This is a genomic window from Ornithinicoccus hortensis (genome assembly GCF_006716185.1).
Classification (GTDB): domain Bacteria; phylum Actinomycetota; class Actinomycetes; order Actinomycetales; family Dermatophilaceae; genus Ornithinicoccus; species Ornithinicoccus hortensis.
Map to the genome: position 1 here is coordinate 1,277,903 of NZ_VFOP01000001.1, position 22,165 is coordinate 1,300,067.

General features: G+C 70.8%; 23 protein-coding genes. 12 read left to right on the forward strand and 11 right to left on the reverse strand.

What is annotated here, in order from left to right; translation table 11 throughout:
* Positions 1–4 precede the first annotated feature (4 nt).
* Positions 5–769 carry a class I SAM-dependent methyltransferase gene (locus FB467_RS06030; protein WP_141784293.1) on the forward strand — a complete coding sequence of 255 codons (765 nt, stop codon included), beginning with the start codon at positions 5–7 and terminating at the stop codon, positions 767–769.
* A 371-nt stretch (positions 770–1,140) separates the two neighbouring features.
* A complete protein-coding gene (locus FB467_RS06035; RefSeq protein WP_228392998.1) occupies positions 1,141–1,500 on the forward strand; it encodes a hypothetical protein in 360 nt (119 codons plus the stop codon).
* Positions 1,501–1,531: 31 nt separating this feature from the next.
* Here FB467_RS06035 and FB467_RS06040 read toward each other — a convergent pair whose 3' ends face one another.
* Both FB467_RS06040 and FB467_RS06045 read right to left on the reverse strand, forming a co-directional pair.
* Positions 1,532–2,797, reverse strand: coding sequence for an amidohydrolase (locus FB467_RS06040; protein WP_141784295.1), 1,266 nt, complete (start codon positions 2,795–2,797; stop codon positions 1,532–1,534).
* Between the two features lie 74 nt (positions 2,798–2,871).
* Complete coding sequence (locus FB467_RS06045; RefSeq protein ID WP_141784296.1) at positions 2,872–3,642, reverse strand: YggS family pyridoxal phosphate-dependent enzyme; 771 nt, start codon at positions 3,640–3,642, stop codon at positions 2,872–2,874.
* 169 nt (positions 3,643–3,811) lie between these two features.
* Here FB467_RS06045 and FB467_RS06050 point away from each other — a divergent pair, with 169 nt between their 5' ends.
* Positions 3,812–4,309, forward strand: a complete 498-nt coding sequence (locus tag FB467_RS06050; protein WP_211350563.1) for an SRPBCC family protein — start codon at positions 3,812–3,814, stop codon at positions 4,307–4,309.
* Positions 4,310–4,334: 25 nt separating this feature from the next.
* Here FB467_RS06050 and FB467_RS06055 read toward each other — a convergent pair whose 3' ends face one another.
* On the reverse strand, positions 4,335–4,562 hold the full coding sequence (locus tag FB467_RS06055) for a hypothetical protein (protein ID WP_141784297.1): 228 nt from the start codon (positions 4,560–4,562) through the stop codon (positions 4,335–4,337).
* A gap of 34 nt (positions 4,563–4,596) precedes the next feature.
* On the reverse strand, positions 4,597–5,265 hold the full coding sequence (locus FB467_RS06060; protein WP_141784298.1) for a lysoplasmalogenase: 669 nt from the start codon (positions 5,263–5,265) through the stop codon (positions 4,597–4,599).
* A gap of 65 nt (positions 5,266–5,330) precedes the next feature.
* Here FB467_RS06060 and FB467_RS06065 point away from each other — a divergent pair, with 65 nt between their 5' ends.
* Positions 5,331–6,269, forward strand: coding sequence for a universal stress protein (locus FB467_RS06065; protein ID WP_141784299.1), 939 nt, complete (start codon positions 5,331–5,333; stop codon positions 6,267–6,269).
* A 6-nt stretch (positions 6,270–6,275) separates the two neighbouring features.
* On the opposite strand, the gene FB467_RS06070 is transcribed toward FB467_RS06065, so the two are convergent.
* The 6 genes from FB467_RS06070 to FB467_RS06095 form a co-directional block, all read right to left on the reverse strand.
* Entirely contained in the window at positions 6,276–7,001 is a 726-nt protein-coding gene (locus FB467_RS06070) for a type 1 glutamine amidotransferase (protein ID WP_141784300.1), read from the reverse strand.
* Positions 7,002–7,017: 16 nt separating this feature from the next.
* Complete coding sequence (locus FB467_RS06075; protein ID WP_141784301.1) at positions 7,018–8,196, reverse strand: ABC transporter ATP-binding protein; 1,179 nt, start codon at positions 8,194–8,196, stop codon at positions 7,018–7,020.
* Positions 8,196–9,260 carry an ABC transporter ATP-binding protein gene (locus FB467_RS06080; RefSeq protein WP_211350564.1) on the reverse strand — a complete coding sequence of 355 codons (1,065 nt, stop codon included), beginning with the start codon at positions 9,258–9,260 and terminating at the stop codon, positions 8,196–8,198. The genes FB467_RS06075 and FB467_RS06080 overlap by 1 nt, the downstream gene beginning before the upstream one ends.
* The gene (locus tag FB467_RS06085) at positions 9,257–10,213 is read right to left on the reverse strand and encodes an ABC transporter permease (protein ID WP_141784303.1); all 957 of its coding nucleotides are present in this window, start codon (positions 10,211–10,213) and stop codon (positions 9,257–9,259) included. The genes FB467_RS06080 and FB467_RS06085 overlap by 4 nt, the downstream gene beginning before the upstream one ends.
* A 10-nt stretch (positions 10,214–10,223) precedes the next feature.
* Positions 10,224–11,234: an ABC transporter permease gene (locus FB467_RS06090; RefSeq protein ID WP_141784304.1), complete on the reverse strand. Its 1,011-nt coding sequence runs from the start codon at positions 11,232–11,234 to the stop codon at positions 10,224–10,226.
* 127 nt (positions 11,235–11,361) lie between these two features.
* Positions 11,362–13,071 carry an ABC transporter substrate-binding protein gene (locus FB467_RS06095; protein WP_141784305.1) on the reverse strand — a complete coding sequence of 570 codons (1,710 nt, stop codon included), beginning with the start codon at positions 13,069–13,071 and terminating at the stop codon, positions 11,362–11,364.
* A gap of 175 nt (positions 13,072–13,246) precedes the next feature.
* Between FB467_RS06095 and FB467_RS06100 the strand changes: the two genes are divergently transcribed.
* From FB467_RS06100 to FB467_RS06135, 8 genes are all read left to right on the forward strand, one after another.
* Positions 13,247–13,654, forward strand: a complete 408-nt coding sequence (locus tag FB467_RS06100; protein WP_141786496.1) for a (deoxy)nucleoside triphosphate pyrophosphohydrolase — start codon at positions 13,247–13,249, stop codon at positions 13,652–13,654.
* Positions 13,655–13,666: 12 nt separating this feature from the next.
* The gene (gene typA / locus FB467_RS06105; RefSeq protein ID WP_141784306.1) at positions 13,667–15,568 is read left to right on the forward strand and encodes a translational GTPase TypA; all 1,902 of its coding nucleotides are present in this window, start codon (positions 13,667–13,669) and stop codon (positions 15,566–15,568) included.
* A complete protein-coding gene (gene mshB, locus FB467_RS06110) occupies positions 15,565–16,473 on the forward strand; it encodes an N-acetyl-1-D-myo-inositol-2-amino-2-deoxy-alpha-D-glucopyranoside deacetylase (RefSeq protein WP_141784307.1) in 909 nt (302 codons plus the stop codon). Before typA ends, mshB begins: the two co-directional genes overlap by 4 nt.
* Positions 16,470–17,003 (forward strand): flavin reductase family protein, encoded by a 534-nt coding sequence (locus tag FB467_RS06115; protein WP_228392997.1) that lies wholly within the window; start codon positions 16,470–16,472, stop codon positions 17,001–17,003. Before mshB ends, FB467_RS06115 begins: the two co-directional genes overlap by 4 nt.
* A gap of 30 nt (positions 17,004–17,033) precedes the next feature.
* A complete protein-coding gene (locus tag FB467_RS06120; RefSeq protein ID WP_211350565.1) occupies positions 17,034–17,522 on the forward strand; it encodes a GNAT family N-acetyltransferase in 489 nt (162 codons plus the stop codon).
* Positions 17,523–17,662: 140 nt separating this feature from the next.
* Entirely contained in the window at positions 17,663–19,384 is a 1,722-nt protein-coding gene (locus FB467_RS06125) for a VanW family protein (protein WP_141784308.1), read from the forward strand.
* A gap of 127 nt (positions 19,385–19,511) precedes the next feature.
* Positions 19,512–19,838 (forward strand): ferredoxin, encoded by a 327-nt coding sequence (gene fdxA / locus FB467_RS06130; RefSeq protein ID WP_056883366.1) that lies wholly within the window; start codon positions 19,512–19,514, stop codon positions 19,836–19,838.
* A 111-nt stretch (positions 19,839–19,949) separates the two neighbouring features.
* A complete protein-coding gene (locus FB467_RS06135; RefSeq protein ID WP_141784309.1) occupies positions 19,950–21,236 on the forward strand; it encodes a citrate synthase in 1,287 nt (428 codons plus the stop codon).
* A 15-nt stretch (positions 21,237–21,251) separates the two neighbouring features.
* Here the strand turns inward: FB467_RS06135 and FB467_RS06140 are convergent, their stop codons facing one another.
* Positions 21,252–22,139, reverse strand: coding sequence for a hypothetical protein (locus tag FB467_RS06140; RefSeq protein WP_141784310.1), 888 nt, complete (start codon positions 22,137–22,139; stop codon positions 21,252–21,254).
* Between the last annotated feature and the right edge of the window lie 26 nt (positions 22,140–22,165).

Here is a 22,165-nt window from a genome sequence, read left to right on the forward strand (position 1 = left end):
GGGGATGCGTGACTTTGAGGAGCTGGTCGCCGAGGCAGTCGCGGCCGACGTCACGGGTTGGGGCTTCGCCTGGCTGGCAGGACGGGCGACGGAGGAACGACCGCCGTGGGGCTTCTCCCGACAGGCGGCCGGGCGCCTCGCGCGGGCCGAGTGCGGGTTGGACATCGACACCGGCGGCGGTGAGGTGATCGACGAAGCACCCGTCCTGCCGCCGCGCATGGTGGTGACCGAGTCCTGGCCGCCCAACGCACAGCGAGCACGGGAGCTGTTGGGGCCGCGCGGGGTGCGCGTCGTCGAGACCCGGCCAGGGGCCCCGTTGCCGTTCCGGGACGGGACGTTCGACCTGGTGACCGCGCGACACCCGGTCGCACCCGACTGGGCAGAGATCCACCGCGTCCTGCGTCCCGGCGGGCACTACTTCGCCCAGCACGTGGGACCCGGTTCGGCCTTCGAACTCATCGAGTACTTCCTGGGGCCACTGCCGGAAGAGCGTCGGGGCCGCGATCCGCGGCGTGAGACGGCACAGGCCGAGGGGGTCGGTCTGGAGGTCGTGGGGCTGGGGACCGCCCGGTGCCGGATGGAGTTCTTCGATGTGGGAGCCATCGTCTGGATCCTGCGCAAGTGCGTGTGGTGGGTGCCGGACTTCACCGTCGAGCGGTACGAGGACGCCCTCCGTGCACTGGACCGGATGATGCGCGGGGGACAACCGTTCGTGGCCCACTCGACCCGGCACCTCCTCGACCTGCGCCGCCCCGGCGACCGGGCCTGACGCCCGATCACCGCGGGGGTGGTTGCCCCGCGTAACGCTCGTGCACGGCTATGAGCAGGTCCCGGACGCAGCGCGGCCCCGTCTCATAGTCCTGCCGGAGTCCGATGACCCCGGGTTCCCTCGGGAGCAGCCACGGTGGCCGTGTCCGTCACACTGGTAGACGGTCCGGGCCACTGGTGCACCGTCCGGACATTCCACCAGTGCCTCCAACCGTCTACCAGTGGGCCGAACTGCGCACTCTCGCTGCAGGCAGGGAGGGAACCGCAGGCGCACATCGACCGTCGCAGTATCGGCTCCGACCGAGAGCCACACACAACGAAAGGGGAACGGGACGGGTCGTCATCGGCCCGGCACCGGACGATATGGAACCTATGACAATCAGGTACAGCAAGCCGCTGGCGATCACGCTCCTCGTGGTGGGTCTCCTGCTGCTTGGGGTCTCGCTCATGACCGAGCAGTGGATCTCGGTGGTCGCGGGCGGGATCCTGGCCCTGGTCGGCGCGCTGAACCTGGCCAACCCGACCATCAAGATCGAGCCGCACGAGGTGCAGCTGCGCAACCCGCTCGGCATGACCCTGAAGCGGTTCCCCGTGACGGGTCCCGCCGACCTCCGCTTCGAGGGCAACCGGCTGGTGCACGTGCCCCAGGGCAAGCGGATCACCAGCCTCGGGTTCGGCTTCGACAAGGGCGACGTCAGCGCGCTCCGGTCCCAGGTCCAGCCCGGCGCCTGATCCCAGCAGGTATACCCGGCGCGTGACGGCGTCAGCCGTCGGCGAGCCAGGCGAGCGCCGCCGTGACCAGGGCCCGGGTGCCCGTGTCGAGGGTCGGTTGGACGACCGGTGCGAAGAACGGTGAGTGGTTGCTCGGGACGTCCCGGGCCAGGGTGCCCGCGGCCTGTGCCTGCGCATAGGCCGCCGGGTCCACCCCGCCGATGCCCCAGTAGGAGTAGGGGGCACCGAGCGCCGCGGGGATGTCGCTGAAGTCCTCGCTCGCCGACTGCAACGCCAGGTCCACGGAGGCCTCCCCGAACTCGGCGTCGAAGGCGTCCCGGACACGCCCGGTCGCGGCCGGGTCGTTCTCGGTCACCGGGAACGACCCGAACACCCCGATGTCGGGCTCCCGGGGAGAGCCGGACGCCTGGCACTCGGCGACCACGATCCGGCGGACCGCGGCGATGAGGGCCTCCCTGGTCTCCGGCTGGTAGCTGCGCAGATTGAGCTGGAGCACCGCCCGGTCGCCGATCACGTTGCTCTTGGACCCGCCCTGGATGCTGCCGACCGTCAGCACGGCCGGGTCGGTGGGCGCGACCTCGCGGGAGACGACGGTCTGGAGACGGACCACGATCATGGCCGCGAGCACGACGGGATCGACCCCGAACTGTGGCATCGAGCCGTGGCTGCCCCTGCCGTACACCGTGATCCGCATGCTGTCGGAGGCGGACAGGGTCGGGCCGGGGCGGGTCGCCACCTGCCCGGCGGGGAAGGCCAGCACGTGTTGGCCCAGGGCGACGTCCACGGTGCCGACCAGGTCGGCCAGCCCGTCCTCCACCATGCCCTTCGCGCCGTCGCCCACCTCCTCGGCCGGTTGGAAGAGCACGACGACCGTGCCCTGCCATGCGGTCCGGTCGGCGGCGAGGAGGGCCGCGGCGCCCAACAGGCAGGTGATGTGCACGTCGTGTCCGCACGCGTGCATGACGGGGACCCGGTTCCCCTCCGGATCCGTGGCCTCGACCGTGCTCGCGTAGTCGAGGCCGGTCTGTTCCTGCACCGGGAGCGCGTCGATGTCAGCCCGGAGCAGCACCGTGGGGCCGTCTCCGTTGCGCAGGAGTCCGACCACGCCGGTCCCGCCGATGCCGGTGTGCACGGCATACCCCAGCTCGGTCAGCTTCTCGGCCACCTGGGCGGCGGTGCGCTCCTCCTGGTGCGAGAGCTCGGGGTTGGCGTGCAGGTCGCGGTAGAGCGCCTCCTGCCACGGCCGGGTCCGCTCGATGCCTGCCAGCACGGTCGCGGTTGCTGTCGCCTGATCCATCGGTCACCCTCCCGATCGGTATGTCGTCCGCCGGCGCGGCACTCCTAGCCTCTCGCAGATCCCGGGGATCCGCCTCACCCGGGCCAGTAGTAGCTGTCCGGGGTGGCGCGCGGCCCGAAGATGGCCTGCCCCACCCGGACGACCGTGGCGCCCTCGGTGATCGCCAGCTCGTAGTCGCCGGACATCCCCATCGACAGCTCGTCCAGCCCCACCCCGTCCGGGGCGGTGTGCCGGAGGCGGTCGCGCAGCTCGCGAAGGAGCCGGAAGCAGGCCCGCACGCGTGCCTGGTCCGGGGTGAACTCGGCCAGGGTCATCAGCCCCCGCACCCGCAGCGCGGTGAAGGCCGGCAGTTGCTGGAGGAAGGCCCCGACCTCCTCGGGTGGCAGGCCGTACTTGCTCTCCTCGGCGGAGGTGTTGACCTGCACCAGCACGTCCAGTCCGCGGCCGAGCGTCTGCAACCGGCGGTCCAGGGCTCGGGCCGCCCGCACCGAGTCCAGGGCCTGGAACTCGGAGGCGAACGCGGCCACGTCCTTGGCCTTGTTGGTCTGCAGGTGCCCGATCACCGCCCACTCCAGGCCCAGGTCCGACAGCGCCGCCGACTTGCGGGAGGCCTCCTGGACCTTGTTCTCACCGAGCCGGGTCAGACCGGCCGGGACAGCCGCCCGGATCCGTTCCTCGGGCACCGTCTTGCTGACCGGGAGCAGCCGGACACCGGCAGGGTCGCGGTCCACGCTTCGCGCGGCCTCGGCGATCCGGCGCCGGACCTCGGCCAGGTTGTCCGCGACCTGGTCGGCTGTCGGGGGCTCCGGGACCGGCCGGGAGCCCGGCGGCGTCGGCGTGCTCACCGGTCCAGCCCCAGCCCGCGCAGCACCAGGGCCGCGAAGGACGCCTCGTCGAGCCGGTCGTCGACCAGCGGGGTGAGGGGGAAGGCGCTGAGCCCGGTGAACATGCCTCGACCATAGCGAGGCGCCCCGGCTGGGCCCGCGGGCCCTTCCCCCGTAGCGTGCCGGTCATGTGGACCAGTCGGTCGTGCCGATGAGCCCGGGCGGGCGCGCGCCGGTCGTGTTCGTCTTCGAGCACACCTGGTCGGTGCCGGCTCCGCCGGAGGAGGTGTATGCCGTGCTGGCCGACCCCGAGGGGTACCCGCGGTGGTGGTCCGAGGTCCGGGGTGCCGGCCGCCTCGATGGGGAACGTGGCCGGGTCCGGATCCGGAGCCGCCTGCCGTACACCCTGCACCTGGTGCTGACCCGACAGGTCCAGGACCCGATGGCCCGGGTGCTGTGGGTCTCGATCGAGGGGGACCTCCGCGGGTGGGCGCAGTGGCGGGTGGAGGCGGACGGGTCCGGGGGCACGCGGGCGCATTACGACCAGGAGGCCGTCGTGGCGGTGCGCGGCCTGTCCCGATGGGCCCGCCTCGTCGGGCCGCTGCTCCGGGCCAACCACACCGCGATGATGCGGTCGGGGGAGCGGGGCCTGCGGGCCTGGTGCGCCGGGGGACAGCACCCGGCGTGAGCCCCGTGCGCCCGTCGGGCCCGGGTCAGCGCCCGCGGTTGCGCGGGTGGTTCTTGGCGACCCGCTCGTTGCCGTGGCGGTAGTTGCCGGTTAGCCGGGCCATCAGCTGCTGGTCGTCGCCGGCCCCGACGTCCTCCAGGAAGTCGGCCGCACGGCGCCCGCGCAGCGTCGTCGCCACCCGCCCGTGGTGCAGGATCTGCACCACGGACCCGTCCCGCACGACATACTCGAACCCCGCTGGCCTCCCGCTCATGACCCCGACCCTGCCCTGGCCCGCGGTCGACCGTCTACCGGGTTTCCCGGGCCCGGAGCACGACCCCGAGCACGAGGAGGGCCTGTGCCAGCACATACGTGAGCATCACCCAGAAGCCGTGGTGGGCCAGGTGGTAGCCCGGGGCGAAGGCGTCCAGCGCGATCAGCCCGTCCGAGACCAGGAACAGCCCGCCGCCCACGCCCGCGGCCGGGTGCACGCCCGTGGCCAGGACGGCCATCGCCCCCAGGCACAGGCCGTAGACGAGCACCGGCACCAGGAGCGGCCCGGCGTGCGGGGCGCAGGCCCACACCAGTGCCGCGACGGCCAGCACGAATGCCGTCAGCAGGGGCCGGCGCACGAGGAGGACACTGCGCCGACGGTCGGGCCAGAAGGCCGCGATGTAGGCGAGCTGGGCGAGCAGGAAGGCCCCGACCATCACCAGGAACGCGGCGTCGCCGTCGGTCAGGTCGGGCGCGGTGTCACCCACCCAGGAGCACCCGAGCGCGACCAGGGTCAGCACCATCAGGCGGGGGCGGGGACGCGCGGTGAGCGTCAGGAGCGCGCCGGCCAGCGCGGGCATCAGCAGCCACTGGGTGATATCGGCCAGGCGGGTGGCCCCGGCCAGCTGGGCCGCCAGGTGCCCCACCGCGAGCACCCCGAAGGCGGCGAGCAGGAGGGTTGCGAGCACGCGCCGGTCCGCCATGGAGCCCATGCTAGGCAGCGGGTGCCGGCCAGGCCGGGAGGCGTGGTGATGGGCCATAATGGGGCATGACTTCCGAGGGTGGAGAGCAGCAGAGCACGAGCCCCGCGCCGGTGCGCCCGATCGTGGCCGGGGTCGACGGCACCGGAACCGACTCCGCCGCCGTGTTGTGGGCGGCGAAGGCGGCGGCGCTGCACCAGGTCCCGCTGCGCCTGGTGCACTCGGCCGAGGTCACCGCGGTGGGGGCGCTGGAGGACGACCCGTCGATGAGCAGCCAGGCCGTCATGGAGGTCCTGCGCAGGGAGGGGCAGGCCCCGCCGTACGCGCGGGATGCCGCCGCCACGGTGCAGAAGATCTACCCCGACCTCCCCGTGGAGGTCGTGGAGGCCTCCGGTGCGGCCTCCGCCGCCCTGGTCGGGTTCCAGGACGAGGCCCTGATGATCGTCGTGGGCTCGGGCCAGAAGGGTGGCATCGGACAGTTCCTGCTGGGCACCACCTCGCTCAACACGGCGATGCACGCGACGTGCCCGGTGGCGGTGGTCAACCGCGAGGTCAAGGTGACCGAGGCGTTCGCCGACCGGGTGCTCGTCGCCGTCGACGGCAGCCGGGACAGCGCCGCCGCGGCCGTCGTCGCCTTCCGGGAGGCCGCGCTGCGCTCGGTGCCGGTCGTCTGCCTGAGCACCTGGTACCTCGAGGTGGTCGACGGGTATGTCGTGACCGAGCCGGACAGCCCGGAGTGGCAGGCGATCGAGGAACGCCAGCGGGGGCGTGTGGAGGCATCCATCAAGGTCGCCCGCAGTCGCTACCCGGACGTGGAGGTGCAGGTCGAGATCCTGCACGGACCGAGCACGACCACCCTCGCCGCCGCCACCGGACGCACCAACCTGATGGTCATCGGCACCCGGGGCCGGGGCGGCTTCGCCGGCAAGTTGCTCGGCTCGGTGAGCCACAAGGTGCTGGAGGCCGCGGCGTGCCCGGTCATCGTGGTGAAGGCGCCCCGCGACTGACCGGCCTCAGTCGCCGGCCGACCCCCTGACCACCTGTGCGAACCGCTGCGCGAGCGGCTGCCAGGACCTGCGCAGCTGGGATTCGGCGGCACGCACCCGGTCGCCCAGTTCGCCGAAGCCCGCCCGCACCTCCGGGGTCACCTTCGGTGCCTCGTGGTCCAACCACCCGGCGAAGACGTCGGCGTTGGCCTCCGGGTGGAACTGCACCCCCCAGGCGCGCTCGCCGAACCGTGCCGCCTGCACGGTGCCGTCGGCGAAGGTGGCCAGCACCCGGGAGCCCGGGGGCAGGTCCAGGACGACGTCCTGGTTCGATTGGATGGCCGGGGCCCCGGGCAGCACGGCCCGGAGCAGCGGGTCCTCCCGCCCCTCGGCGGTGGGGTTGAACGGGCTCAGCCCCCGGTACCGGCCGTGCGGGTTGCGCCCGACGGTGCCGCCCAGGGCCAGTGCCGCGAGCTGGTGGCCTAGGCAGATGCCGAGGAAGGGCAGCCGGCCGGCGATGGTCGTGGCGATCAGCGCCCGGGTCGCGGGCAGCCAGGGCGTGCCCTCGTCGTCGGCGTCCATCGAGCCGCCCAGCACGACCAGCCCGTGGTGATCGGGGAGCGCGGCCGGGATGGCCCGGCCCGAGGATGCGTCGAGCACGTCGGTCTCGATCCCGGCGCCGTTCACCCAGGCGCCGAACCACGCCGGTGGACACATCTCCTGGTGCTGGATCACCAGCAGGCGGTGCTTCATCCGGGCAATGTAGCGGTCAGCCGACCTCGCTCACGGAGGCGGGGCCGAAGAACTCCTCACCCGTGTCGCTCGCACCCTCGGTCGGGTCGGTGACCTGGATCTCGACGGCGTGCGGTTGCAGTTCACCGGACGCGATCTGCTCGGCCCAGTGGCAGGCGACCCGGTGGCTCTGCGTCGCGCCCTCGACCTGCAGCGTGCGCAGCTCGGGACGTTCGGTGTCACACCGGGTCTCCTGCCGCCACGGGCAGCGGGTGTGGAACCGGCAGCCGCTCGGCGGGTTGGCCGGGCTCGGCAGGTCGCCGGCGAGCAGGATCTGCTCCCTGCTGTCCTCCACGACCGGGTCCGGGACGGGCACGGCGGACATCAGCGCCCGGGTGTAGGGGTGGAGGGGCAACGCGTAGAGGTCGTCCGCGTCCGCCTCCTCCACCAGGGACCCGAGGTACATCACGCCGACCCGGTCGCTGATGTGCCGGACCACGGCGAGGTCGTGCGCGATCACCAGGTAGGTGAGACCGAACTCCTCCTGCAGGTCCTCCAACAGGTTGACCACCTGCGCCTGCACCGAGACGTCGAGGGCGCTGACCGGCTCGTCGGCCACGATCAACTTGGGGTCGACGGACAGTGCCCGGGCGATCCCGACCCGCTGCCGCTGACCGCCGGAGAACTCGTGCGGGTACTTCTGCAGCGCCGTCTTGGGCAGCCCCACGGCCTGCAGGAGCCCCACGAGGCGCTCGTGGGCGTCCTGGCCCTTGACCAGCCCGTGTGCCTTCATCCCCTCCAGCAGGAGCTGCTCCACGGTCTGTCGGGGGTCCAGGCTGCCGAGCGGGTCCTGGAAGACCATCTGCATGTCGTGGCGGCGACGTCGCAGCGCCTCGCCCTTGAGGGAGGCCAGGTCGGTGCCGTCGAAGACCACCTCGCCCTCGGTGAGTTCCTCCAGCTGCAGCAGCGCCCGGCCGAAGGTCGACTTGCCGCACCCGGACTCGCCGACCAGCCCGTAGGTCTCACCGCGCAGGATCTGCAGGTCCATGCCGTCCACCGCGTAGACGTGGCCGACGGTCCGGTCGAAGATGATCCCGCGCTTGATCGGGAAGTGCACCTTGACGCCGCGGACGTCGACCAGGACGTCCCGCTCGGCGGTCGCGGTCGTGGCGCCGCCGTCCGGCTCGGTCGCGGGGTCGGGCGTCTGCTCGCTCATCAGCTGGCCTCCGTCGTCGTGGTCGGGTCCGCCGGGGCGGTCGGGGCCTGGCTGCCGTCGACGGGCAACGGGTTGTGGCACCGGAGCAGCCGGGCGTCCGGTACGGCGTCGTCGGCCACCAGGTCAGGGGTGACGGTGCGGCACGTGTCGATCGCGCTGCTGCACCGGGGGGCGAAGGCGCAGGCGGAGTCCCACGGGATGTTGTCGGCGACCGAGCCGGGGACCGGGCTGAGCCGGCGCCCGCGGGGGTCGTCCAGCCGGGGGATGGAGGCCAGCAGGCCACCGGTGTAGGGGTGCCGCGGGACCTTGAACAGGTCGTGTCGCTGGGCGCGCTCCACGATCCGGCCCCCGTAGAGCACGTTGACCTCGTCGCACAGACCGGCCACGACGCCGAGGTCGTGGGTGATCATGATCAGGGCGGTGCCGGAGTCGACCACCAACTCGCGCAGTAGCGCCAGGATCTGCGCCTGGATGGTGACGTCCAGGGCGGTCGTGGGCTCGTCGGCGATCAGCAGCCGTGGCTCGCAGGCCAGCGCCATCGCGATGAGTGCCCGCTGCCGCATCCCGCCGGAGAGCTGGTGGGGATACTCGCTGAGCCGTCGCGTGGGGTCCGGGATGCCGACCTTGTCGAGCAGTTCGGTGGCCCGGGTCTTGGCCGGCCCGCGCTTCATCCCCTTGTGTCGCTGCAGCACCTCGGTGACCTGGGTGCCCAGCGGCACCACCGGGTTCAGCGAGCTGAGCGGGTCCTGGAAGATCATCGCCAGGTCCCGGCCACGACGGTCCCGCATCTCACCGTCGGACAGCGAGAACAGGTCCTGACCGGCGAACCGGACCGAGCCGGTGACGGTGTTGCCGCGGTTCGGGAGCAGGCGCATGATCGCCAACGAGGTGACGGACTTGCCGCAACCTGACTCGCCGACCAGGCCGACGGTCTCGCCCGGGTTGACGGTGAAGCTCACGCCGTCCACGGCGGTGAACTGCCGCTTGCCCTTCTGGCCGAAGGTGACCCGGAGGTCCTCGACCTCCAGGAGTGCACCGGTTGTCGCAGAACTCACCGTCGTCACCTCCGTGACTTGGGGTCGAGGGCCTCGCGCAGCGACTCACCCATCAGGGTGAAGCCGAGCGCGACCACGATGATGCAGATCGCCGGGTAGACCGCGATGTGCGGGAAGGTGTTGAAGAACCGCTGCGCTGCGCCGAGCATCTGGCCCCACTCCGGGACGGAGTCGTCCGGGTTGCCCAACCCGAGGAAGGACAGGGCGGCGGCGTCGATGATCGCCACGGCCAGCACCAGGGTGCCCTGGACGATCACCGGACCGAGCGAGTTGGGCAGCATGTGCCGGAAGACGATGGCGGCCGGTTTCACGCCGAGGGCGCGGGCGGCGAGCACGTGGTCGCTGTGCCGCTGGGAGAGCATCGACCCGCGCAGCAGCCGGGCGAAGATCGGCACCTGGATGATGGCGATCGCCAGGATCACCGTCCACTGGCTGGGGCGGGCGAACATCGCCGCGATGGAGAAGGCCATCAACAGGGACGGGATGGAGAGCATCACGTCGACCACCCGCATGACCGCGCTGTCCATCCACCCGCCGATGCCGCCGGCCAGGGTGCCGAGCAGCATCCCTCCGGCGAGACCGCCGAGGGTGGCCAGCACGCCCACGATCAGGGTCTGTCGGGACCCGACCAGCAACCGGGAGAAGAGGTCGCGCCCGGCATTGTCGCCACCGAGCAGGTGGCCCTCCTGGGCGGGCGGGATCGGGGTGGCCGGGCTGATCTGGGACCGCAGCTCCGGCACCGCCTTCGTCGGGTCGAACGGGGCCACGAACGGGGCGATGATCGCCACCAGGACGAAGACCGAGACGATGGTCAGCCCGATCAGGAAGACCGGGTCGCGGCGCAGCCGGCGCCACGCGCTCTGGAGCAGGCTGACCCCTTCGTCCTTGGACAGGGTGCCGGCCTCGGCCAGGCTGTCGATCCGGTCCTTCTTGCGTTGACCGAACGTGGTGTCTGTCGCCATCACAGCCCTTTCACCGGGTCCGGACGCGTGGATCGATGATCGCGTAGGCGATATCGACCAGCAGGTTGACGATGATGTAGATCAGCGCGGCCATCATGATGACCACCTGGAGGATGGGGTAGTCCCGCAACGTGAAGCCCTGGGCCAGGGCGTCGCCGATCCCGGGGAAGGCGAAGACCTTCTCGGTCAGCACGGCGCCGGCCAGCAGGGCACCGATCTGCAAGCCGATGATCGTGACGACCGGGATCAGGGCGTTGCGCATGATGTGCCGGCCCCGGATGGTCGAGGAGGTCAGGCCCTTGGCCCGCGCGGTCCGCACGTAGTCCTCGTCCATCACCTCGATCACCGAGGCCCGGGTGATCCGGAAGATGATCGCGAACGGGATCGAGCTGAGCGCGAGCGCCGGCAGGATCAGGTGCTTGAGGGCGTCCCAGACGGCGTCCCACTCCCGGGTCATGATGCCGTCGAGGATGTAGAAGTTGGTGATGTGCGTGGCGTTGATCCCGACGCCGGACCTCCCCGACGGGGGCAACAGGCCCCACCGGACGGCGAAGATGTACTTCAGCACGTAGGCGAGGAAGAAGACGGGGACGGCGACACCCACCAGGGAGAAGATCACGCTGCCGGTGTCGAAGATCCCGCCGCGGCGCCGTGCCGCCAGGTAGCCCAGCGGGATCGCCAGGACCAGGGCGATCGCGATCGCGATGATGCTCAGCTCGATGGTGGCGGGGAAGCGCTGGAGGAAGACCTCCATCGCGGGCTGGCCCCGGAAGACCCCGTTGGAGATGCCGAAGTCGCCCTGGACGGCCCGGGTCAGGAACCGCCAGTACTGCACGAAGATCGAGTCGTTGAGCCCCAGCTGCTCGCGCAGCGCCGCTGCGGACTCCGGGGTGCCGCGCTCGCCGAGCAGGGCGGAGACGGGACCACCGGGCAGCGAGCGTAGCCAGGCGAAGAGCAACAGGCTCATCATGAACATGGCCAGCACTGCTTGGAGCAGCCGGCGCACGATGAATTTCAGCACTTGTCCTCCAGTGGTCCGGTACGGCTGGGTGCCCGGACACGGCGACGGGCTGGGCCAGAGTAGCCCAGCCCGTCGTGTGTCCGGCTGCGTCAGCGCTGACGCAGGGCGGGTGGTGGTGCTGTGCTGCTTACTCGGTGACCGTGACCGTGGAGAAGTCCTCGGCCGTCAACGGGCTGGCGATCAGCCCCTCGACGTTCGGACCGACCACGATCGCCGGCGGGCTGTGCGAGATCGGCAGACCGGGCAGCCAGTCCTCGCTCATGATGTTGGCGTTGAGCTCCTCGTACATCGCCGTGCGGGTCTCCTCGTCCGGCTCGCCGTCGGCGGCCCGCAGCGCGTCCTGCAGCTCCTGGTGGAACGGCAGCGGCTCGGTGCCGAACTGGTTGTCGTCACCGCAGAAGAAGGCGCACAGGAAGTTGTCCGCCGAGTTCAGGTCTCCGGTCCAGCCGAGGAAGAAGGCCGGGGCCTGCGACTGCTGGGTGCCGTCGATGTAGCCACCGGACCAGGGCTTGGACACCGGGTTCACCGTCACGCCGACGGCCTCCCAGTCGGCCTTCACCGCGTCGTAGATGCGCTGCGGGTCCGGCAGGTACGGGCGGGTGACCTCGGTCGGGTACCAGAGGTCGATGGTCAGGTCGGAGGCGCCGGCCTCGGCGAGCAGGTCCTTGGCCAGGTCCGGGTCGTAGGCGTACGGCTCGATCGAGCTGTTGTAGCCGCTCACCGTGTTCGGGATGAACTGGGTGGCCACCTCGGCTCCCTCGGGCAGCTGGTTCTGGACCAGCGTCTCGCGGTCGATGGCGTGGTAGAGGGCCTGCCGGATCAGCGGGTCCTCCAGCTGCGGGTCGGCCACCGAGTTCAGCGCCAGGTAGAGGATGTTGAACGGGTCACGGATCATCACCTGGTTGCCGCCCTCCTCCAGGGAGGCCCAGTCGACCGGGTTCGGCAGGTCGTAGCCGTTGATGGTGCCGGCCTCGAGCTCCTGCCGGCGGGCGTTCTCGTCCGGGATGATCTTGAAGACCAGGTTGGCCACGCCCGCGGCGTCGCCCCAGTAGTCGTCGTTGCGGACCAGGGTCACCGTGGCGCCGGCGTTGTCGTAGGACTCGAACTTGAACGGGCCGGTGCCGGTCGGGTGCTCCTCGGCATACTCAGGGTAGACGAATGCCTCACCCTCGGCCTTGACGTCGTTGGCGTTGTACTCCTCCATCGCCGTGGGCGACTGGATCGCGTATGCCGACTGGCTGAGCACCATCGGGAACTTGCCGGTGGGGCGGGTGATGGTGATCTCGGCGGTGAGCTCCTCGGTCGCCTCGCAGCCACCGTAGAGCGAGTCGTCGCCGAAGCCGAAGTCGTTGCCGTAGTAGTAGGCCACGGCCGGGTTCTGCCCGACCTCGTTCTGGTCGGCCCACCGCTCGAAGTTGGCGCAGACGGCCTCGGCGTTGAAGTCCGTGCCGTCGTGGAAGGTCACGCCCTCCTGGAGGTTGAAGGTCCAGGTCAGGCCGTCCTCGCTGCCCTCCCAGTCGGTGGCGAGCTCGGGGACTCCCTCGGTGCCGCCGGCCTCGATACCGACCAGGTTCTGGAAGATCTGCCGGGACACCCGGAAGGTTTCGCCGTCGCTGGCGTAGAACGGGTCGAAGGTGGTCGGCGCACCCGCCGCCCCGAAGACGAACGTGCCGTCGGTGGGCTCGGGAGCCTCACCGGAGCCGCCGTCGGTCTCGCTGCCGGCGTCGCCACCACCGTCGCCGCCGGTGTCGTCGTCGCGCTGGGACTGCGCGCAGGACGACAGGACCAGCGCCATGGCGGCTACGCCGGCGGCTGCCGCAAACTTGCGGTTGATCATCGTGCCTCCTCGAAGGGGCTCTCCAGGGCCTTGACGCCTGGGACGAGCCTGGTCGGAATGGGCGGAACCCTACGCGCAGCCACGGGGGTGGGGAAGCATTCGCCACCACTCGTTGCAGAACCTTGATCGACTTGAGACACGGGACGACACGGCATACTGACGCACCGTGCCCACCATGACCGTCGTCGCCGCCCTGTTGGTCGACGACCTGGTGCGGCCCACCCGGCTGCTGGCCGCCCGGCGCAGCGCGCCGCCGGAGCTGGCTGGCTGCTGGGAGTTCCCCGGCGGCAAGGTCGAGCCGGGCGAGGACCTGGTGCAGGCCCTGCGGCGCGAGCTGCGCGAGGAGCTGGGCACGGAGCTGACGTTGGGGGACCGACTGCCCGCGCCGCACGAGGAGGGGTGGCCGTTGACCGGCGCCTGGCGGATGCACCTGTGGTGGGCGGTCCCGCAGCACCGACCGGAACCGCTGGAGGACCACGACGCACTGCGGTGGCTGGCGCCGGAGGACCTGCACAGCGTGCCCTGGCTGCGCACCAATGTGGCGATCGTCACGGCCGTGGCGCAGCGGATGCTCGCGGGCTGAGACAATGAGCAAATGCCTTTAGCCTCACGCGACGACGTCCGTAACGTCGCCATCATCGCCCACGTCGACCACGGCAAGACCACCCTGGTCGACGCCATGCTCTGGCAGGCCGGCGCGTTCGCCGAGCACGCTGCCGCCGCCCACGCCGTCGAGCGGGTGATGGACTCCGGGGACCTGGAGCGGGAGAAGGGCATCACGATCCTGGCCAAGAACACCGCGATCTCCTACGCCGGCCCGTCCGCGGCGGCCCTGGGCCAGGTCGACGGCGTGACGATCAACATCATCGACACCCCCGGCCACGCCGACTTCGGCGGTGAGGTCGAGCGCGGCCTGTCCATGGTCGACGGGGTGGTCCTGCTGGTCGATGCCTCCGAGGGCCCGCTGCCGCAGACCCGCTTCGTGCTCCGCAAGGCGCTCGCGGCCAGGCTCCCGGTCATCCTGTGCGTCAACAAGGTGGACCGTCCGGACGCCCGGATCGAGGCCGTGGTGGGCGAGGTCGAGGACCTGTTTCTGGACCTGATGGACGACGCGGGGCTGGAGGAGGGCCTGGACTTCCCGATCGTCTACGCCTCGGCCAAGGCCGGACGGGCCTCGCTGACCCGTCCCGCCGACGGCGAGCTGCCCGAGGAGGAGAACCTCGAGCCGTTGTTCCGCACCCTCCTGGAGACCATCCCGGCCCCGTCCTACGACCCGGAGGTCCCGCTGCAGGCGCACGTGACCAACCTGGACTCCTCTCCGTTCCTGGGACGTCTCGCGCTGTGCCGGGTGCGTTCCGGCACGATCCGCAAGGGTCAGCAGGTGGCCTGGTGCCGCCGGGACGGGTCGACCGAGAAGGTCAAGATCACCGAGCTGCTGCTCACCGAGGCGCTGGAGCGGGTGCCCGCCGACGAGGCCGGCCCGGGCGACATCATCGCGATCGCCGGGATCCCGGAGATCACCATCGGGGAGACCCTGGCCGACGCCGACGACCCCCGGCCGCTGCCGTTGATCACGGTCGACGAACCGGCGATCTCGATGACCATCGGCACCAACACCTCCCCGCTGGTCGGGCGGGTGAAGGGCGCCAAGGTCACCGCCCGCCTGGTCAAGGACCGGCTGGACAAGGAGCTCGTCGGCAACGTCTCGCTGCGGGTGCTGCCGACCGAGCGTCCGGACACCTGGGAGGTGCAGGGCCGCGGCGAGCTGGCGCTGGCCATCCTGGTGGAGCAGATGCGCCGGGAGGGGTTCGAGCTGACCGTCGGGAAGCCGCAGGTGGTGACCAGGACGGTCGACGGCGCCCTGCACGAACCGGTCGAGCACCTGACCATCGACGCCCCCGAGGAGCACCTGGGGACGATCACCCAGCTGCTGGCGGCCCGCAAGGGCCGGATGGACCAGATGAGCAACCACGGCACGGGCTGGGTCCGGATGGAGTATGTCGTGCCCTCCCGCGGTCTGATCGGGTTCCGCACCGAGTTCCTCACCGAGACCCGGGGCACCGGCATCGCGCACCACGTGTTCGACGGGTACGCGCCGTGGTTCGGGGAGATCCGCACCCGGCAGAGCGGCTCGCTGGTCGCCGACCGGTCCGGCGCCGCGACGACATACGCGATGTTCAACCTGCAGGAGCGGGGAACCCTCTTCGTCGAGCCCACGACCGAGGTCTACGAGGGGATGATCGTCGGGGAGAACTCCCGCGCCGACGACATGGACGTCAACATCACCAAGGAACGCAAGCTCACCAACGTCCGGTCAGCCGGGGCCGACGTCCTCGAACGGCTGATCCCGCCGCGCCGGCTGAGCCTGGAGCAGAGCCTGGAGTTCTGTCGCGAGGACGAGTGCGTCGAGGTGACGCCGGAGGCGGTCCGGATCCGCAAGGTGGTGCTGGACCACGTGGAGCGCAACCGGGCCACAGCGAGGGCCCGCAGGTCATGAGCGCCGGGCGCCGACCGCTGCTCCCGGGGGATTCCCCCGGGGTGCTGGTCGCCGTGCACGCCCACCCGGACGACGAGACCCTGGCGACCGGGGTCGCGCTGGCGCACCACGTGGCCCGCGGCGACCGGGTGCACGTGATCACCTGCACCCTGGGGGAGGAGGGGGAGGTCATCCCGCCGGACCTGGCGCACCTGGAGGGGAGCGACGCGCTCGGCCCCTACCGCGCCGGGGAGCTGTCGGCCGCGATGGCCCGCCTCGGGGTGGACCACGAGTACCTCGGTGGCCCCGTCCCGCGCTGGCGCGACAGCGGGATGGCCGGCACCGCCAGTGCGGAGCACCCGCGGGCGTTCGTGGGGGCCGACCTGGCACAGGCCGCGGAACTGTTGGCGGCCCGGCTGGCCGAACTGGCCCCCGACGCCGTCCTCACCTACGACCCGCAGGGTGGCTACGGGCACCCGGACCACATCCGCACCCACGAGGTGACGGTGGCCGCGGTCCGCTCGCTGCCCCCGGCCGCGCGTCCGCTGCTGTATGCCGTGCTCACGCCGTCCTCCTGGGCGCGGGAGGACCGCGCCTGGCTGGCCGGGCACGTGCCCGCGGACGCCGGGCTCACCGTGCCGGGCCCGGACGAGCCGTATGCCGTGTCCGTCGTGGACGACGACCTGGTCACCCACGCGGTGGTGGACCCGGCGGCGCTGGGGTCCCAGGTCGCCGCGCTGCGGGAGCACGCGACGCAGGTCACCGTCTACGACGGCTACTATGCACTCTCCAACGACATCGCCGCGCGGCTCGCGGGGCGGGAGGGATATGCCCTGCTGGACCCCGACGGGACGTTCCCGGGGGGACCGGCTGGCGCCGGGAGGTCGTCGGGCGCGGGTGAGCCGACCGGAGGGGGAGCACCGTGAGCGGGCAGCCGGTGCCGTCGGACGGCACCGGGGCGGCCGGGGAGCCGGTGGACCCGCTGGAGTACCGCCGGGCGATCGGCCGGTTCGCCACCGGGGTCACGGTGGTGACGACCTTCGCCGGCCGGCACGACCACGCGATGACCGCCAACTCGGTGACGAGCGTCTCCCTGTACCCGGTGCTGATGCTGGTCAGCGTCGAGCAGGACTCCCGGTGGCACGAGGCCGTCGCGGAGTCCGGGGTGTGGGGGGTGAGCATCCTCGGCGAGCACGGCCGACCCACGGCCGAGTGGTTGGCCTCGCCGGGACGTCCCCTGCACGGCCAACTGGACCGGATCGCCCACCACCGGGGCCCGCAGACCGGGGTCGCGCTGCTCGACGGGGCACTGGCCACCCTCGAGTGCCGCACGGTGGCCGCCCACCCCGCGGGCGACCACACCCTGGTCGTGGGCGAGGTGCTCTCCGTGGAGAGCCCGGCCCGGGTCGAGGCCGCCCTGGTGCACTTCCGCGGGCGCTACGGGATCCTGCCCTGAGCCGCGACTCGCAGGGAGGTTCATGTCACCATGAGGGCACGTCTGGCCGAGCCCGGTGATCTCGAACTGCTCCTTCCGATGCTCTTGGACATGGGGTTCGTCGATGATGAGGCCGCACTGCGCGATCGATTCCCACTCTTCTGCGCATCCGTCGACCACCCGATCCTCGTCGCCGTCGACGAGGGCGGAGCGCTCCTTGGCTATGCCGCCCTACACGACCTGGGACAGCATCTGCGATCCGGGAACACGCACCGCACGGTCAAGCTGGACGACCTCTACACCGCACCCGCTCACCGACGCCGAGGAGTGGCAAGACTCCTGATGGAGGCGGTGGAGTCCTGGGCGCGCTCGCAACCAGTTCGCTACGTGTTCTGGTACGCGAACCAGGGGCCCGCAGGCGCCGCATACCAAGCCATGGGCTACGAGCCCGATGGGTCTGGGCAGGAAGGGTTCGACTTCTACGAGATCGATCTCGGTGATCCCCACGACAGATTGGCTCATCCTCAGCGGGGAACGTGACCGGGCATTCAACGTGGCAGTAGGGAACACCGGCGGCGTGACCGGGCCGGGGTCCCCGAGACTGTCAGGCGGAGCAGGCATACTGCTGGCGGGCGGGAGCGCCGCGACCACGAGGGACAGCCGATGAGGGAAAGCTGACGATGGAGACCGAGAGCACGCTGCACGAGGAGCCGCAGCGCAATGAGTGGTTGGGGATCACCATCCGCACCCTGCTGGCGCTGGCCGTGCTGGGCGCGGCCTACTTCGGGATCGCGCAGTACTTCGGCAACCGGATCCCCAACGGCACCACCGTGCACGGCGTGGACATTGGCAACATCACCCCAGAGGACGCACGGGAGACCGTCACCGCCAAGCTGGAGGACCTGGCCACCGACCCGGTCGTGGTGGAGATCGACGGTGAGCAGATCTCGTTGGACCCGGCGACCGCGGGACTCGGGCTGGACGTGGACGCCACGCTGGAGGGGATCGCCGGGGTCAGCTACGACCCGCGGGTGCTCTGGAGCCGGGTGACCGACAGCGGCAGGGAGCTCGAGCTGGTCGACACCGTGGACCGGGCCCAGCTCGAGGACGCCGTCGCCGAGCACGCCGACGCCTTCGGGCAGGAGGCGAAGGAGGGCAGCGTCGCGCTCAAGCTCGGCACCGTGGACGTCAAGGAACCGGTCGAGGGGCGCAGCCTCGACGTCGCCGGCACGGCCGATGCCGTCGAGGCCGGATGGCCGGACACCCGCGAGGTGGAGGGCAGCTGGGAGCCGGTGCTCCCCGCCCTGTCCGCCGAGGAGATCGATCGGTTCGTCTCCGAGGAGGCCGAGCCGGCCCTCGACTCCTCGATCGTGATCAAGGTCGGCAGCAAGTACGACGCCGCCATCACGCCCAACCAGCTGTCGCGGCTGCTGACCGTGGAGGAGAGCGAGGACCACACGCTCTCCCTGGTGCTGGACGAGGAGGGGACCGTCGAGGTCGCCCGCGGCGCCCTCGGCAAGGCCGAGAAGACCCCGCAGAATGCCTCCGTCCGGCTCGGGAGCAACGGCAAGCCGCAGTTGATCAAGGCCGACAAGGGGCGGGTGCTGGACTCCGAGGAGCTGTTGACCAAGGTCAACCGTGCCCTGTTCGAGGACGGGTCGCGGTGGATCCGGGTCGGCACGACCCCGGTCGACCCCAAGATCACCGACGAGGACGCCGCGAAGTGGACCATCGACGAGAAGATGGGTGAGTTCCGCAGCCAGTTCCCCACGACGCCGGGCAACGAGGACCGCACCGAGAACATCCGGGTCGGCCTGGGCCACGTCAACGGCACCGTGGTCATGCCGGGGGACCAGTTCAGCCTGGGCGACGCGCTGTCCCCGATCACCGAGGACGCCGGGTACGTCAAGGCCGGTGTCATCTCCGACGGGCGGCTCGTCGAGGGCCTGGGCGGTGGCCTGTCGCAGGTCTCCACGACCGTGCTCAACACCGCGTGGGAGTCCGGCGTGCAGCTGGACGAGTTCACGCCGCACTCCTACTACATCTCCCGCTACCCGGAGGGACGCGAGGCCACCATCTCGGTCCCGGTGATCGACAACAAGTGGACCAACGACACCGACAGCCCGATCATCGTGCAGACCCGGATCGAGGGCGACGAGATCGTGATGCGCTTCTGGGGCGACCGTCAGTACACGGTCCAGACGCACACCAGCGGGCGGTCCAACGTCGTGCAGCCCGGACGCAAGACCGACGACAGCCCGAACTGTCTCTACCAGTCACCGCAGGTCGGGTTCGACGTCACCGTGACGAGGGTGCTGTTGCGCGGCGGTGACGAGGTCGACCGGCGCTCCTACACCACCCACTACAACGCCTCGGACGAGGTCGTCTGCACCGGCGGATGAGCCCCGGCCAGTGGGCCTGGTTCGGCCGGCAGTGCTGCCCCGGCATACAATCGGCGGAGTATTCCGGCCCGGGGTGCCCCGGTGCCGGACCGCCGCACCAGCAGTTCCACGAGCAGGAGTTGTCCCCATGACCTACGTGATCGCCCAACCCTGTGTCGACCTCAAGGACAAGGCATGCATCGAGGAATGCCCAGTCGACTGCATCTACGAGGGTGAGCGCTCGCTGTACATCCACCCGGACGAGTGCGTCGACTGCGGTGCCTGCGAGCCGGTGTGCCCCGTGGAGGCGATCTACTACGAGGACGACGTCCCGGAGCAGTGGGCGGACTACTACAAGGCCAACGTCGAGTTCTTCGACGACCTCGGCAGCCCGGGCGGCGCAGCCAAGCTCGGACTGATCCCCAAGGACCACCCGATCATCGCGGACCTACCTCCGCAGGAACACGACGAGTGACTCCGCCCGCAGGGGGCGGGTGCCCACGCGTCCACTCCTGCACCACATCCATCCATCGAACCAGGGCCGCGCGTCGGCCCGCTGCCCGAAGGGCACGAGCAGGAGGAATATATGAGCGAGAACGCCACACTGCGACACGGTGACCACGAACTGGACCTCCCCTTCGTCCCGGCGGTCGAGGGCAACAACGGTCTCGACATCTCCGCACTGCTCAAGGAGACCGGCGACGTGACGCTGGACGTGGGCTACGGGAACACCGCCTCGTGTTCCTCGGAGATCACCTACATCGACGGCGCCCAGGGCATCCTGCGCTACCGCGGCTACCCGATCGAGCAGCTGGCCGAGAAGTCCAACTTCCTGGAGACCAGCTACCTGCTCATCTACGGCGAGCTCCCGACCGCCCAGCAGTTGGACGACTTCGACCAGCGGATCCGCAAGCACACGCTGCTCGTGGAGGACATGAAGGGCTTCTTCGGCGGTTTTCCGCGCGACGCCCACCCGATGCCGGTGCTCTCCTCCGCGGTCTCCGCGCTGGGCACCTTCTACCAGGACAGCCTGGACCCGTTCGACCCCGAGCAGGTGGAGATCTCCACCATCCGGCTGATGGCCAAGCTGCCGACCATCGCGGCCTATGCGTTCCGCAAGAGCCAGGGCCAGCCGTTCCTCTACCCGAACAACGACTACAACCTGGTCGAGAACTTCCTCTGGATGACCTTCGGCCAGCCGACCGAGGCCTACGAGCTGGACCCGACCGTCGCCCGGGCGCTCGACCAACTGTTCATCCTGCACGCCGACCACGAGCAGAACTGCTCCACCTCCACCGTGCGTCTCGTCGGGTCCTCCGAGGCCAACCTGTTCTCCTCGATCTCCGCCGGGATCCACGCGCTGTCCGGCCCGCTGCACGGTGGGGCAAACTCCGCGGTCCTCACCATGCTCGAGGAGATCAAGGCCAACGGCGGCGACGTCAAGGACTTCGTCAAGAAGGTCAAGAACAAGGAGGAGGGCGTCAAGCTGATGGGCTTCGGCCACCGGGTCTACAAGAACTATGACCCGCGCGCCGCCATCGTCAAGCGCACCGCCCACGAGATCTTCTCCAAGGTCGGCGGCGGCAACCCGCTGCTGGACCTGGCCCTGGAGCTGGAGCAGACCGCCCTCGAGGACGAGTACTTCGTCGAGCGCAAGCTCTACCCGAACGTCGACTTCTACACCGGCCTGATCTACGAGTCGATGGGCTTCCCCTCCAACATGTTCACCGTGCTGTTCGCGATCGGTCGGCTGCCCGGCTGGATCGCCCAGTGGCGCGAGATGATCAACGACCCGCAGACCCGGATCGGTCGCCCCCGGCAGCTGTACACCGGGTCCCCCGTCCGCGACTGGACGCCCTCCGACCAGCGCTGAGAGGGTGGGGCCGGGCTAACCGGCAACCGTGATGAGGACGGTGGCGCCGCTGGCGCCGCCGTCCTCATCGTTGTGCCAGGTCGGGGTCTCCTGGGACCGGTCCCACTGCATACCGTCGACCTGCACCGAGACCACCGACTCGGCCTCGGCGTGCGCGACGGCCCATGCGGCGACCGCCCAGGCCGAGTCCTCGGAGGCGGCGGTGATCGTCAGCGTGGTGCCCTCCACCTGCCCCGAGGCACCGAACGTGCGCTCGGCCTTGGCGAGCAGGTCGGTGGCCGACCCGGACTCCCCGGCCGGGTCCAGCGAGCACCCCATGCCGGCAGGGGTCTCCCCGGTGAGCGTGGAAGCGAGGACCCGGCCCTCCCACTCGTGGTCGGCATACGCGTCGGGGTAGGCGCTGCGCTGCACCTCCTGGGCCGCGACGGTGATCTCCAGGTCCTGCCAGCCCGGGACCTCGAGCAGGGCGTCGTAGAAGGCGTGGGAGGCGTAGACGGGGTCCAGGATCTCCTCCTCGGTGCCCCAGCCCTGGCTGGGGCGCTGCTGGAACAGTCCGACGGAGTCGGCGTCCCCGTAGGTGATGTTGCGCAACCCCGACTCCTGGATGGCGGTGGCCAGCGCGATGGACACGGCGCGCCGCGGCAGGTCACGCTCGACCGCGACCATGGTGATGGTGGCGGCGTTGGCGGACTGCTCGGGGGTGAACGTCTCGGTCCGCTCCGCCGCCCGGAACTCGCACTCCTGCGACCGGAGCTCGGTGAGTACCCAGCGGGCTCCCAGGACCCCGCCGGCCCCGGCGGCCAGGAGGGCCACGGCGAGCACGGCGGTGCCCGCCGCGGACCGACCGCGGCGGGTCGTGCGACCGCTCTCGGGCAGCCGGTGGCCATGGTCGTCGGGGGGCATGACGCTCAGTGTAGGTCGGCAACCTA

Coding starts and splice junctions, on each gene's coding strand:
- FB467_RS06035 (WP_228392998.1), top strand. CDS start 1,141: ATGACAATCAGGTACAGCAAGCCGCTGGCGATCACGCTCCTCGTGGTG.
- FB467_RS06120 (WP_211350565.1), top strand. CDS start 17,034: ATGAGGGCACGTCTGGCCGAGCCCGGTGATCTCGAACTGCTCCTTCCG.
- FB467_RS06125 (WP_141784308.1), top strand. CDS start 17,663: ATGGAGACCGAGAGCACGCTGCACGAGGAGCCGCAGCGCAATGAGTGG.
- FB467_RS06060 (WP_141784298.1), bottom strand. CDS start 5,265: ATGGCGGACCGGCGCGTGCTCGCAACCCTCCTGCTCGCCGCCTTCGGG.
- FB467_RS06055 (WP_141784297.1), bottom strand. CDS start 4,562: ATGAGCGGGAGGCCAGCGGGGTTCGAGTATGTCGTGCGGGACGGGTCC.
- FB467_RS06135 (WP_141784309.1), top strand. CDS start 19,950: ATGAGCGAGAACGCCACACTGCGACACGGTGACCACGAACTGGACCTC.
- FB467_RS06140 (WP_141784310.1), bottom strand. CDS start 22,139: ATGCCCCCCGACGACCATGGCCACCGGCTGCCCGAGAGCGGTCGCACG.
- mshB (WP_141784307.1), top strand. CDS start 15,565: ATGAGCGCCGGGCGCCGACCGCTGCTCCCGGGGGATTCCCCCGGGGTG.
- FB467_RS06095 (WP_141784305.1), bottom strand. CDS start 13,071: ATGATCAACCGCAAGTTTGCGGCAGCCGCCGGCGTAGCCGCCATGGCG.
- fdxA (WP_056883366.1), top strand. CDS start 19,512: ATGACCTACGTGATCGCCCAACCCTGTGTCGACCTCAAGGACAAGGCA.
- FB467_RS06100 (WP_141786496.1), top strand. CDS start 13,247: ATGACCGTCGTCGCCGCCCTGTTGGTCGACGACCTGGTGCGGCCCACC.
- FB467_RS06030 (WP_141784293.1), top strand. CDS start 5: ATGCGTGACTTTGAGGAGCTGGTCGCCGAGGCAGTCGCGGCCGACGTC.
- FB467_RS06065 (WP_141784299.1), top strand. CDS start 5,331: ATGACTTCCGAGGGTGGAGAGCAGCAGAGCACGAGCCCCGCGCCGGTG.
- FB467_RS06075 (WP_141784301.1), bottom strand. CDS start 8,196: ATGAGCGAGCAGACGCCCGACCCCGCGACCGAGCCGGACGGCGGCGCC.
- FB467_RS06085 (WP_141784303.1), bottom strand. CDS start 10,213: ATGGCGACAGACACCACGTTCGGTCAACGCAAGAAGGACCGGATCGAC.
- typA (WP_141784306.1), top strand. CDS start 13,667: ATGCCTTTAGCCTCACGCGACGACGTCCGTAACGTCGCCATCATCGCC.
- FB467_RS06070 (WP_141784300.1), bottom strand. CDS start 7,001: ATGAAGCACCGCCTGCTGGTGATCCAGCACCAGGAGATGTGTCCACCG.
- FB467_RS06040 (WP_141784295.1), bottom strand. CDS start 2,797: ATGGATCAGGCGACAGCAACCGCGACCGTGCTGGCAGGCATCGAGCGG.